The organism is Fibrella aestuarina BUZ 2, assembly GCF_000331105.1.
In the GTDB taxonomy this organism is placed as follows: domain Bacteria; phylum Bacteroidota; class Bacteroidia; order Cytophagales; family Spirosomataceae; genus Fibrella; species Fibrella aestuarina.
This window is the reverse complement of sequence record NC_020054.1, coordinates 3219011-3231020: the sequence shown is the minus strand read 5'-3', so window position 1 is coordinate 3231020 and position 12010 is coordinate 3219011. Positions and strand designations below refer to the sequence as shown.

Sequence of the window (12010 nt, the reverse complement as noted above, 5' to 3'; positions counted from 1 at the left end):
TTTTAGACACAAAAAAAGCCCCGACCTTAAGGCCGGGGCGTTACTGAGGCGAACCGATGGGTGGTTAGACCGTTGCCGGGCGCAGCACCGGGAAACGGCGTTGCAGCAACGCATACCCACCGAAGAGCAGCCCACTGAAGGCCAGATCACCAAACACACCGTTCAGGAAGAATGACTGATTGTTGTAAAAGGCCAGACCGGCCGTGTAGCAGGCGAGCAACCCACCCGGCGTTTTCGGGTAGAAGGTGCTACCGTACCAAACGGCAAAATTGGTTATCAGGAAAAAGAGAATCGATGCCGACAGCGAACTGAGAACCACCCGACCGAACGTAGGCTTGCGCAGTGCAACCACCCCGATCACCCAGGCCAGCGCTAGTGAGCCATAAACGGCGCCCATCGTACCGTGGAATCCGATCAAGGTGTCACTTAGCAGCATGGCCAGCACGGGTACCACCAGTCCGATCCATTTACGCTCGAACATGGCTCCACCAAAGAGGGCCATCGCCATCACGGGCGTGAAGTTGGGCGGGTGAGGAATGGTGCGCGACAGGGCAACGAGCAGGACCAGAGAAGCGGCAGTAGTCAGGCGAATATGGATTGGTTTCATTGACGAACGTGACGTATAGTGTTAAGCGTTTCTAGCTCGAAACGGCTGTTTTGTTTAACGGTTGATGTACCCTATCTGGTAGGTAGACCCAGTTAAGGTAAGCTTGCAGACGGCCCCGTAATCCAGATTGAGCCGGTAAGCGTTGCGCAAAGATAGGTCGAGGAACAGACAGAGCAAAGTTCGGATTACACCGCCGTGACTCACAACGTATATAGTTCCGTTCGGATGCTTTTCGACCATTGGTTCGATTTTCTCCTGCCAAAAGGCACCTACCCGATCGGCCAGTGCCTGAAACGTTTCGCCGTTGGGCGGGGCCAACTGGACAAAATCACTCATCCACTGATCGAGGGCGTCGCGCGGTATGTCCGACCAGGGCAACATCTCCCAGTCGCCAAAGTGGTACTCGCGCAGGCGATCGTCGAAGTTTACTTCCACAACATCAGCGACTTCGCTCGCCAGCGCGAGGTCCTGAGCAAGCTGCCGACACCGGCTCAACGGGCTTGCCCAGATGACGTTGGGTGGGGTCGCCAGATTCGTCTGAATGTGGGCCAGTTGTTCGGCATAATTATCGGCCAGCGCCACGTCGGACCCACCGTAGCAGATCGACCGGCCCACGGCCACTTCGGTATGGCGAATAAGGTAAATAGTCATTACAGTAAGTAGTTTATAGGCTGACCCACACCAGCGAGACATACGACAGGTACGTGATCACTTCGGTCAGTTGCTGCGTGGCCCCGAGGCAATCGCCGGTGTAGCCGTCTAGCCATTTTTGGAAGAAGTGCATGAGCCGCCAGCGCACCAGAAACAACGGCACCAGAAACAGGGCGTAAATCCAGAGGCCCGACAGCACACACAACACCGCCGTGGGCAACAGGCCAAAGACCGTAGCCATTACCAGCGGCCAGCCCCGGATGCCGCCTTTGGCAATGGGTTTGGCTTTCGACTGCTCGTCGTCGCGGGCGTAGGGCATGGCGGCAATGACCGTAGTGGCGATCCAGCGACTGAGGCTATGGGCCGAGATGTATTTCAGCGCGACCGGCCAGCCAAACGGCTCGCCGGGCAGCAGTTTCATCAGCGCAAAAAACTTCACGGCCAACAGCAGCCCCAGCCCGATCGTCCCATACGTACCCAGCCGGCTATCTTTCATGATCGTCAGGATCTGCGCCTTCGACCAGCCCCCACCGAAGCCGTCGCAGACATCGGCGAAGCCATCTTCGTGGAACGCCCCCGTGGCCCAGACCGTCGCGATCATACTCAACAGCACCGCCAGTTCGGGCGGAAACAATACGCTACCCACCCAATAAGCCCCGACCCCGATCCCTCCGATGATCCAGCCAATGAGCGGAAAGAATACCGTTGACCGATTGAGCTTATCGTCTGAATGGTCGATGCCTTTGGGCACGGGCAGCCGCGTGTAAAACATCAGAGCAGTAAAGAACAGCGTCTTCATGGACAGCAATTGATGAAGGATGCGGTATGAATGATGAATTGACTGACGCATGGACATTGCTGGCGCGTCAGCCAATTCATCATTCATACCGCATCCTTCCGTTTACGGTTTCTCACTTATGCCAGCTTGCTCAAACGAGGCCATCTCATTGAGCATCGCCACGGCCGATTGAAGCAGTGGGTAAGCCAGGGCGCAGCCCGTACCCTCACCCAGGCGCAGGTCGAGGTGAAGCAGGGGCCGCGCGTTGAGGGCGTCCAGCATTAGCCGGTGGCCCTGTTCAGCCGATTGGTGCGAAAAAACGCAGTAGTCCAGCACGGCGGGGTCCAGCGCACGGGCGACCAGCAACGCCGCCGTGGCAATAAACCCGTCGACCAGAATCACCATCTGATTCTCCGCCGCGCGCAACATTCCACCGGCGATAGCGGCGATTTCCAGCCCGCCCATCGCGCAGAGTAGCTCCATTGGTTTGGTGAAGTGAGCATATCGGTCAGCAACGGCCTGTAGCACCGTGAGTTTGTGGGCCAGTTGCGCATCAGTCAGGCCGGTACCACGCCCCACGCATTGCGCCAGCGGCAGGTTGAGCAGCCGATGCATCAGCAGCGCGGCCGACGAGGTGTTGCCAATGCCCATTTCACCAAAACCGACCGTGTTGCAGCCCCGGTGTTGCACCCCATCCACCAGCATCCGACCGGCATCCATCGCGGCCTCGCAGTCGTCGATCGACAGGGCGGGTTCATGGCACATGTTGCGGGTACCGGGCTGCACCTTAAACTTGACAAACTCGGGCGTGTTGTGCTCGAACGTACCCCGCACCCCCACGTCGCAAACCACCAGGCTAAGCCCCTGCTGACGGCAAAACACATTGATGGCCGCCCCGCCGTTGATGAAGTTCTGCACCATCTGATAGGTGACTTCGGCGGGGTAAGCGCTCACCCCTTCGGCCGCTATGCCGTGGTCTGCGGCGAACACCAGCAGATGCGGCTGCGTAAGCGCGGGCGTTTCGGTTTGTTGAATCAGGCCAATCTGCAAGGCCAGGGCTTCGAGTTGCCCCAAGGCCCCCAGGGGCTTGGTTTTATGGTCGATGAGGTATCGTAAGCGGGGCTCCCGTGAACGGTCGAGTGGTAGAGCAGGCATGGTGTTGACTAAGAATTCTAAACCCCAAAGTTGGTCAATCAGTTACGATTAATGGCACTAATGGCACGTTTAGTAACCCGGCTGGCATGGAAAAACTAATTTCGATTGATTGGGAGCGCATGTTTACGCCAAGCAGCTCGGTCCTTGAGATGATTATCCGCGGTACGATTACGTACTGGATCGTCTTCGTTTACATGCGCTTTGTGCGGCGGAGCAGCGGCCAGCTCAACATCACCGACATTCTGCTGATCACGCTCATCTCCGACGCCGCCCAGAACGCCATGGCGGGCACCTACGAATCCATTACCGAAGGCGCCGCGCTCGTGGGCACGCTCGTCGGCTGGGATTTTTTCATCAACTGGATGGGCATTCGCTCGCCGCTGTTTGAACGCCTGAGCAACCCGGAGCCGACGCTGCTCATTAAAAATGGGGTGCTGATGAAGCAAAACCTCCGACGCGAATTCCTCACGGAAGACGAGTTTATGGGATTGCTGCGCCAACAGGGCATTGAGCGCATCGACGAGGTTAAACAGTGCTACATGGAAGGGAGCGGCACGCTGAGCGTTATTCCGATAGCGTAACGCTTATTAGGCCGGTTGCCGGTCGACTTTCGACGCCTGAACGGGCAGATAGATGCTGAAACAGGAGCCACCACCCGGTTGGCTCGTCGCGGTGATGGCCCCGCCGTGGTTCACCACCACCTTCTGGCAGATCGCCAGCCCGATACCCGTACCCGCAAACTGACTCTTGCCATGCAGCCGCTGAAACACCTGAAAGATCTGGTGCAGGTATTTTTCGTCGAAACCAATGCCATCGTCCACGATGTCGATTTGGTAGTAACGCGCCGCAGCCTGAGCCGGTTTTACCGTGGCGGGCAGTTGCGAATCGGCAAGCTCACTTGCCCGAACCTGCACATGGGGTACGTTGCCCGGCGGGTGAAACTTCAACGCGTTTGATAGCAAATTCTGGAAGAGCTGCCCAAGTTGAAACGTCTCCCCTATTACCCTGGGCAGTGGGCCGACCGTGAGCTGGGCGTTGGTTTCCTGTATGGCTACCGACAGGTTGTCCAGCGTCTGCTCAAGCACCGTTGTCAGATCGACCTCCGTGTCGGCTACGGGTTGTACCGAAATGCGCGAAAAAGCTAACAAATCCCTGATCAGCAACGACATACGCTGCGCGGCTGTCTGCATCCGATTGAGGTAATCGCGCTCGAGATCGGCATCGCCCAGCGCGTTGTAGTGCGCCTTGAGCAGATCGCCGAACTGCTGAATTTTGCGCAGGGGCTCCTGTAGATCGTGGGAGGCGATGTAGGCAAACTGCTGCAGGTTTTCGTTCGACTGCCGCAACTGCTGATTGAGCTGGTCCAACGCCTGATTATGCGCCTGTTCCTGCTGCAGCTGGTGTTGCAGTTCAACGTCGAGTTGCGCCAGTTTGGCTTCGTTGCGCATCCGCCGCCGCAGTTGGCCATACAGCACCCAGAGCATGAAGGCCATCACGGCCAAGGCCGAGCCAGTCGCCAGGCCAATGCGCTGTTGTGTAGTCTGGTAAGCCGCCTGCGCCTGTTGCAGCCGCGCCTCCACCAGCGCCCGCTGCTGATCGGTCAGAGCCTTGGCAATGGGGCGCATCTGAAACAGCAACTGCCGCCCCTGCTTCAGTAAGTCATCGGTTTGGGGGGGAACAGCCGCCTGCCGTTGATTGATTAGTTGCTGACTAACTCCCTGTCGCTGATTGATCAGTTGCCCCAGCAACCTGACCTGGGCCTGCGCCTGTGGTTGTTGCCGCAGCAGCCGATCGAGTTGGGTTAGTTGTTGGGGCAGTTTCTGACTAGCCACCCGAAAGGACTGCAAAAACTCCCGTTTACCCGTCAATTCATAGCTCCGGGCGTCGGTTTGCAAATCACGCGACGCGTTGGTTAGCTGTTCAATCTGGGCGATTACTTCGTATGTATCCCGGACTTGTTCATTGACCTGCTGCTCCCGCTGATTACTCCGCCAGGATAGGTAAGTGGTCAGGCTGAGTAGTAAAATAATGGATAGAAAAGCCGTCGCAATTAACAGATTGGTCCGCTTTAAAGTCATGGTCTACACGTTGAGTCAGCAAGATAAGCAAGTCGCTTGATCGAACGAACTGGTGTGTTCAATACGGAACTAGTTGAAATAAAATGTTTATCTTTTTTCGTTATAGAAAACATATAGCCTCATTGACTCATCAAGTCATAACGACTGATTCTCGCTGAAAGCCGCTTCAGTCACCCCCTTATCTGCAACCCACCGGTGTGCACGGCGACAACCCCGGCCTGTTCGGGGAAATAGCCTTGCCGGGCCAGGTCATACAGTGCGTAGAGCAACTTGCCGGTGTAGGTCGGTTCGAGCCGCACGCCCGTCCGTTCCTCAAAGACCTCAATAAACCGATCCAACTCGGGTGTTGTCCGGGCGTAGCCGCCAAAGTCATACTGATTGCTAAGCTGCACGGTGGCTGGCAACGGACTGGGCAGGGCGGCAAAATTGACGGCCCCTTTCAACGCCGAAACACCCAGCACCCGCACCGATTCAGGCGCCGACGCGATCAGCCCGGCCAACGTACCTGCCGTGCCCACGGCACACGCCACCGTATGCGGCAACGTACCTGCTGAAGCCGCCTCCGGTAACTCTATGTCGCGCCATTGCTGTTCAATCTCAGGCATGATCTCGGCCGTGCCGCGAATGGCCAACGCATTGGTGCCGCCTTCCGGCACGAGGTAACAGGGTCCAAACTGCGCCTGTAACGCCACCAGGTACGTTGGGTCGGTGGCTCGCCGGTAGTCGGTTCGGCTCACGAAATGCAGGTGCATCCCCTGCTCCCGGCAAAATGTCAGCGTCGGGTTGAGGGGTCGGTGGGCGAGTTCATCGCCGCGTACAACCCCGATCGTCTGGAAACCGAAGAGCTTACCCGCGGCAGCGGTCGCGTGGAGGTGGTTGGAAAACGCCCCGCCAAACGTAAGTATGGTCGACAGGCCCTGTTCGCGCGCCGCCAGCAGGTTGTACTTGAGTTTACGCCATTTATTGCCCGACACCAGCGGGTGCAGTTGATCGTCGCGCTTCAGAAAGAGCCGGATGGGAACAGGTTCGGGAAACGGGTCGGGCAGGTAGTCGAGCGCCGAATGCCCGACAATCTGGTTGAGGTGCGCCGCTAAATCAGGCAGAGGCATGTAATTTTGGGTTTGCTATAGCCCGCGGATCAGGCGGATTTACATGGATTTCCTGATAGGTATCGAAGCGATTCTTCCGTAAACCCATTTGGAAAAGACGTTCAATCTGCGTCATCTGCGTGCCAATGACACTATGCTAGACACACAACTCGACGAAACCGAAGACAACGACGACCTCTACGAACACCACCGCATTGTGGTGGATCCGGGTCAGACGATGCTGCGGATTGATCGGTTTTTAGATTCAAAGCTGGCCAACGCCACCCGCACCAAGCTGCAGGCGGCTATCGACGCGGGCGGCATTCAGGTGAACGGCAAGCCCACCAAAGCCAGCTACAAAGTAAAGCCCGGCGACCTGATTGTGCTCTCGCTGCCGCATCCCCCGCGCGAAACCACCGTCATTCCACAGGACATTCCGCTCGATATTGTCTACGAAGACAACGAGCTGCTGGTGGTCAACAAACCGGCGGGCATGGTCGTGCACCCGGCCCACGGCAACTGGGACGGCACGCTGGTCAACGCGCTCGTTTACCACATGCAGAACCTGCCCACGGGCCGCAATGGCGAGGGCCGACCGGGACTGGTGCACCGCATCGACAAAGACACGTCGGGCCTGATGGTGATCGCCAAGACCGAATACGCCATGAGCCACCTGGCCCGGCAGTTTTTCGACCACAGCATCGAACGTACCTACGTGGCGCTGGTGTGGGGCCAACCCGACCCCGCCGACGGCACCATTACGGGCTACATTGGCCGCTCGGCTGCCGACCGCAAGGTGATGACCATCTACGACGACGAGACAAAAGGCAAATGGTCGGTGACGCACTACCGCACCCTGGAGCCGCTGAATTTCGTGTCGCTGGTGCAGTGCAACCTCGAAACCGGACGTACCCACCAGATTCGGGCACATTTCCGGCACATCGGCCACCCGCTCTTCAACGATGCCATGTATGGCGGCGACCGCATTCTGCGCGGCAGCGTCAACGGGTCGTTCAAGGCGTTTGTCGGCAATGCCTTTGCCTTGTTGCCCCGGCAGGCGCTGCACGCCCGCTCGCTGGGCTTCACCCACCCCAGAACCGGCGAGCGGCTTCAGTTCGATTCCCCCCTCCCCGCCGACTTCCAGGCCGCGCTGGACAAATGGCGGGGGAGAATGAATAATGTATAATGGATAATGTATGATGAATAATGAACGATGAACAATGCATAATGGACAATGTGTAAGCGTGCCCCACAACCTATAGCTTTGTAGCGCCATCGTTCATTATTCATCATACATTATCCATTGTCCATTATTCATTCTTTTTCACCCTTCCTCTACTCATGATCACAATCCGCACCGGCACGAAGGCTGATGTTCCACAGGTGTTCGACCTCATCCGCGAACTGGCCGTCTATGAAGAAGCCGCCGACGAGGTAACCAATACCGCCGAGCAACTGCTCGATGATGGCTTCGGCCCCAATCCGCTGTTTGGCCTGCTGGTGGCCGAAGATCAACAGACTCGCAAACTCGTCGGCATCGCGCTGTACTACTATCGGTACTCGACCTGGAAAGGCAAGCGGCTGTACCTGGAAGACATCATCGTGACCGAAAGCCACCGCGGGCAAGGCCTGGGCAAGGAGTTGCTCGACGCCACCATCGAGCAGGCCAAAGCCACCAATTGCACGGGCATGATGTGGCAGGTCCTCGACTGGAACAAACCTGCCATTGGTTTCTACAAGCAATTCGGCACCCGCTTCGACGACGGTTGGACCAACTGCCACCTCGATTTTTAACGACTTGGTTACCGGCTATACGTATAGGTGCACTACCTCCAGTGGGCGCTCATTCATAGCCCCTTGGCAACTGGTGGCTATCGACAGGATAGCCGCTAAACACACTTTGACAGGCAGGCAAAGCAATCGAGCCGCCGGTTCGTACCTGGCGAAGGCTCCACGATTGATCGATGCGTCGACAACAGGTCGGTAAGCGTCAAGCAACCGAGCAGGCGGCAACGCATCGATCAACAGAACGTTGGGCTACCTGGCCACTGATAGCTTCAAAGTAGGGAACGCCGCTCCTGCTCTTTAGTGCTGTACAAACCGGATACGGTTTCATCGTTTGCTCAGACGTTATGATTGCTTCCTGCTGTTCGCCGCTCGGTAGGCTTACCCTGTGGCTACTATTCCCTTTGTTCGTTCTGATCCATGGCGCTCGGGCCCAGCCGACGTTCGTTCAGCAGGCGCAGGATCAAGCCATTCGCACCTACGAGCAGCGCCTATCCGTTCAGGCGCACGCCAACGAAGGCCATCTGTACGTGGGGCATGACCCGCGCCTTAAAATACACCCCTATTTCCGGACGGATAGTGTACAGCGGGGCACGGTGCAACTCAATGGCGTTCGCTACCGCGATCTGCAACTGCAGTACGATGTCGTCCGGGATCAGGTGGTGATTCAGCCCACCGGGAGTGGCTACCGGCTACAGGTACCCATGGAAAAAGTGGGCCATTTCTCCCTGGGCAACAGCCAGTTTACCTGGATCAATGGCGATAGCCTGGCGGGCGTTCGCACGGGTTTTTATGAAGTCATTTACAACGGTCGGGTCAAAGCGTTGGTCAAGCGCATAAAGACCATTCAGGAAGACCTTTACGACGGCAGCTATAAGGGGACGTACCTGATCAAAGACCGATTCATCGTTCAGAAGCAGAACGCCTTTTTCGAGGTAAAAACCAAGCGAAGCCTCTTGAAACTGTTCCCCGATCAGGCCAGGGAGTTGCGCCGGTTCATGCGAAAAAACAACCTTCGGTTTAAAGACGAAGGGCGGGAACAGGCCATTGCCCGAACAACGCAACGGTATGACGAATTAACGCGCGGGTTATGACGCCACTCTACCGATTCTTTCTTGTTGGGTACCTGATCAGCTGGCTCGCCAACACGGGGGTTGCCCAGACCAAAACCGAATCGCTCATCAGCGGTGATTTCAGTCAGGTACGTTTCAGCCAGTTCGTTCAAACGGTTGAGGCCCAGACGTCGTACCGCTTTTTTTACAATCCGGCCGATACCGACAGCCTGATCGTTAACCTGCGCGCCGACAAACAACCGCTACAGGCCCTGCTGACGCAACTAGTTGCCGGCACGAAATTCAGTTATGCGATCGACAACCAGCAGCAGGTGTACATCACCGCCGGCCGGCCCATCCGAACGCAGTTGCCCATCGGGTTCTTCGTGCGAGGGGCTACCGACGACGATACGACGGGCGCTACGTACCTGACAGCAGGGCCGAAACAACGAGCCGAACCTGAAAGCCGGTTGTACGAGATCGGCAAACGAACCAACCCCATCCGGCCCGGTCGGGCTACGCTGGCTGGGTACGTCCGCAACGTAGCATCGGGTGAGCCAATTGTCGGGGCGGCCATTTACATCGACAATCCGCGCGTCGGTACCGCCTCCGATCAGTTTGGCTATTACTCGCTGACGCTGCCCCGGGGAAGGCACGAGTTAAAAATTCGAAGTACGGGACTGAAAGACACCCACCGCCGGATCGTGCTGTACGCCGACGGTAAATTCGACATTGACCTGGAAGACGACGTGATTGCCCTGAAGGAGGTGGTCATCGAGGCGGAAAAAGACGTGAATATTTCGGGCCTGCAAATGGGGCAGGAACGCGTCGACATCAAGAGCGTCAAGCAGATTCCTACGGCGTTGGGCGAAGCCGATCTGCTACGGGTTATCCAAACCTTGCCGGGCGTCAAAACGGTGGGGGAAAGCTCAACCGGGCTGAACGTGCGCGGCGGAGCCACCGACCAGAACCTGATCCTCTACAACGACGCCCCCATCTACAACTCATCGCACCTGTTCGGCTTTTTCTCGGCCTTCAACCCTGACCTGATCAAAAGCGCCGAATTGTATAAAAGTGCCATGCCCTCGCGCTACGGCGGCCGGCTGTCGTCGGTGCTGGACGTGCAGACCCGCGACGGCAACAAAAAGAAGTTCATTGGCTCGGGCGGTATCGGGCTGCTGACGGGCCGCCTGACCGTGGAAGGCCCGATTCTGAAAGACAAAACGTCGTTCATCGCCGGTATCCGAACGACCTATTCAGACTGGCTGCTGAAGCAGTTGCAGAATGCGGCCTTCCGGAAGAGCGACGCTCAGTTCTACGATCTGAACGCACACATTACGCACGAAATCGACGAGAAAAACACAATTTACCTGACCGGCTACCTGAGCCGCGACCGGTTTACGCTGGGCAGCGATACGGCTTACAGCTACCAGAACAAAGTGGCGACCTTAAAATGGAAGCACGTTTTCAGCCAGAAATTCTACAGCGTGTATACGGCGAGCCACAGCGGTTATGAATACCGGGTGTCGAGCGTGCTGAATCCGGTGAACGCCTACCAGCTCGATTTTGGCATCAATCAGTCGCAGGTAAAAGCGGATTTCAATCTTTACCCAACCAATCAGCACGCGGTCGACTTCGGTATCAGCAGCATCTTTTACAAACTCCGGCCGGGTACGTTCCAGCCGCAGGGCGCCGAGTCGCTGATCGTACCGATGAGCGTTGGCACCGAACAGGGCCTGGAAAGTGCCGTGTACGTCGGCGATCGGTTCGACATCAGCCCGCGCCTGTCGGTCAGTGGTGGGCTTCGGTACTCGTTTTTTCAGTACCTGGGCCCGCGGAACGGGTTCCAATACGTACCTGGAGAGCCCCGCACCATTGACAACATCACGGACACGATTGCCTACGGGCGGAATCAGGTGATCAACAATTACGGTGGCCCCGAATATCGGCTCGCGCTCCGCTACGCGCTCTCGTCGTCGGCCTCGGTGAAAGCCAGTTTTAACCGGACGCGCCAGTACATTCAGATGCTATCAAACACGACGGTCATTTCGCCCACCGACATCTGGAAATTAAGCGACGCCAACATCAAACCGCAGGTAGGCGATCAGTTCGCCGTGGGGGTGTACAAAAACAACCGGACCAATACGATCGAACTGTCGGTGGAGGCGTATTACAAAACCATGCGGAACCTCATCGATTTTCGGAACGGGGCAACGCTGTTGCTCAATCCCCACATCGAAACCGACGTCGTAGCTGCCGAAGGGAAAGCCTATGGCGTGGAAGTGCTGGTAAAAAAGATGACCGGCAAGCTGAATGGCTGGCTGAGCTACACCTACGCCCGCACGTTTCTGCGCACGACCGGGCAGGCGGAGCCCGACGTGATCAACCAGGGCCAGTATTACCCGAGCAGTTTCGACAAGCCCCACGACGTTACGCTTATCAGCAACTACAAGATCAACCGCCGGTTTAGCCTGTCGCTGAATGTCACCTACAGCACGGGGCGACCCATCACGCTGCCCATCGCCAAATACACCGTCGACAACGCGCTGCGGTTACTCTATTCGGAGCGAAACCAGCATCGGATTCCTGATTATTACCGGGCCGATTTTGCCATGAACATCGAGGGCAATCATAAGGTCCGGAAGCTGGCGCACAGCTCGTGGACCATCGCCGTGTATAACCTGACCGGTCGCCGCAATGCCTATTCGGTCTATTTCAAGTCGGAAAACGGGAGCATCAACGGCTATCAGCTGTCGATTTTTGGGCAACCCATTCCGTCGATAACGTATAACTTCAGATTCTGAGACGATTCTAAA

General features: G+C 57.0%; 11 protein-coding genes. 5 read left to right on the top strand and 6 right to left on the bottom strand.

Annotation, left to right across the window (positions count from 1 at the left end; translation table 11 throughout):
* Positions 1–64 precede the first annotated feature (64 nt).
* The 4 genes from FAES_RS13155 to cobT form a co-directional block, all read right to left on the bottom strand.
* Positions 65–607, bottom strand: coding sequence for a DUF6580 family putative transport protein (locus tag FAES_RS13155; RefSeq protein ID WP_015331709.1), 543 nt, complete (start codon positions 605–607; stop codon positions 65–67).
* 54 nt (positions 608–661) lie between these two features.
* Positions 662–1258: an alpha-ribazole phosphatase gene (gene cobC, locus FAES_RS13150; protein WP_041257844.1), complete on the bottom strand. Its 597-nt coding sequence runs from the start codon at positions 1256–1258 to the stop codon at positions 662–664.
* Positions 1259–1271: 13 nt separating this feature from the next.
* Positions 1272–2057, bottom strand: a complete 786-nt coding sequence (locus tag FAES_RS13145) for an adenosylcobinamide-GDP ribazoletransferase (protein ID WP_041257843.1) — start codon at positions 2055–2057, stop codon at positions 1272–1274.
* 102 nt (positions 2058–2159) lie between these two features.
* Positions 2160–3191 (bottom strand): nicotinate-nucleotide--dimethylbenzimidazole phosphoribosyltransferase, encoded by a 1032-nt coding sequence (gene cobT / locus FAES_RS13140; protein ID WP_015331706.1) that lies wholly within the window; start codon positions 3189–3191, stop codon positions 2160–2162.
* A gap of 86 nt (positions 3192–3277) precedes the next feature.
* Between cobT and FAES_RS13135 the strand changes: the two genes are divergently transcribed.
* Positions 3278–3772 carry a DUF421 domain-containing protein gene (locus tag FAES_RS13135; RefSeq protein WP_015331705.1) on the top strand — a complete coding sequence of 165 codons (495 nt, stop codon included), beginning with the start codon at positions 3278–3280 and terminating at the stop codon, positions 3770–3772.
* Between the two features lie 6 nt (positions 3773–3778).
* Here the strand turns inward: FAES_RS13135 and FAES_RS29000 are convergent, their stop codons facing one another.
* Together FAES_RS29000 and FAES_RS13125 are read right to left on the bottom strand one after the other, a co-directional pair.
* Entirely contained in the window at positions 3779–5269 is a 1491-nt protein-coding gene (locus FAES_RS29000; RefSeq protein ID WP_015331704.1) for a sensor histidine kinase, read from the bottom strand.
* A gap of 170 nt (positions 5270–5439) precedes the next feature.
* Complete coding sequence (locus tag FAES_RS13125) at positions 5440–6378, bottom strand: 1-aminocyclopropane-1-carboxylate deaminase/D-cysteine desulfhydrase (protein WP_015331703.1); 939 nt, start codon at positions 6376–6378, stop codon at positions 5440–5442.
* 133 nt (positions 6379–6511) lie between these two features.
* On the opposite strand from FAES_RS13125, the gene FAES_RS13120 reads away from it, so the two are divergent.
* From FAES_RS13120 to FAES_RS13105, 4 genes are all read left to right on the top strand, one after another.
* Positions 6512–7543, top strand: a complete 1032-nt coding sequence (locus FAES_RS13120) for an RluA family pseudouridine synthase (protein WP_015331702.1) — start codon at positions 6512–6514, stop codon at positions 7541–7543.
* A gap of 155 nt (positions 7544–7698) precedes the next feature.
* Positions 7699–8151, top strand: a complete 453-nt coding sequence (locus tag FAES_RS13115) for a GNAT family N-acetyltransferase (protein WP_015331701.1) — start codon at positions 7699–7701, stop codon at positions 8149–8151.
* A gap of 395 nt (positions 8152–8546) precedes the next feature.
* Complete coding sequence (locus tag FAES_RS13110; protein WP_148289357.1) at positions 8547–9236, top strand: hypothetical protein; 690 nt, start codon at positions 8547–8549, stop codon at positions 9234–9236.
* Positions 9233–11998 carry a TonB-dependent receptor gene (locus FAES_RS13105; protein WP_015331699.1) on the top strand — a complete coding sequence of 922 codons (2766 nt, stop codon included), beginning with the start codon at positions 9233–9235 and terminating at the stop codon, positions 11996–11998. The genes FAES_RS13110 and FAES_RS13105 overlap by 4 nt, the downstream gene beginning before the upstream one ends.
* Positions 11999–12010 lie beyond the last annotated feature (12 nt).

Bases quoted from the DNA above. Each gene is read 5' to 3' on its own strand.
- cobC (WP_041257844.1), bottom strand. From the start codon at position 1,258: ATGACTATTTACCTTATTCGCCATACCGAAGTGGCCGTGGGCCGGTCG.
- FAES_RS29000 (WP_015331704.1), bottom strand. From the start codon at position 5,269: ATGACTTTAAAGCGGACCAATCTGTTAATTGCGACGGCTTTTCTATCC.
- FAES_RS13105 (WP_015331699.1), top strand. From the start codon at position 9,233: ATGACGCCACTCTACCGATTCTTTCTTGTTGGGTACCTGATCAGCTGG.
- FAES_RS13135 (WP_015331705.1), top strand. From the start codon at position 3,278: ATGGAAAAACTAATTTCGATTGATTGGGAGCGCATGTTTACGCCAAGC.
- FAES_RS13115 (WP_015331701.1), top strand. From the start codon at position 7,699: ATGATCACAATCCGCACCGGCACGAAGGCTGATGTTCCACAGGTGTTC.
- FAES_RS13145 (WP_041257843.1), bottom strand. From the start codon at position 2,057: ATGAAGACGCTGTTCTTTACTGCTCTGATGTTTTACACGCGGCTGCCC.
- FAES_RS13120 (WP_015331702.1), top strand. From the start codon at position 6,512: ATGCTAGACACACAACTCGACGAAACCGAAGACAACGACGACCTCTAC.
- FAES_RS13125 (WP_015331703.1), bottom strand. From the start codon at position 6,378: ATGCCTCTGCCTGATTTAGCGGCGCACCTCAACCAGATTGTCGGGCAT.
- FAES_RS13155 (WP_015331709.1), bottom strand. From the start codon at position 607: ATGAAACCAATCCATATTCGCCTGACTACTGCCGCTTCTCTGGTCCTG.
- cobT (WP_015331706.1), bottom strand. From the start codon at position 3,191: ATGCCTGCTCTACCACTCGACCGTTCACGGGAGCCCCGCTTACGATAC.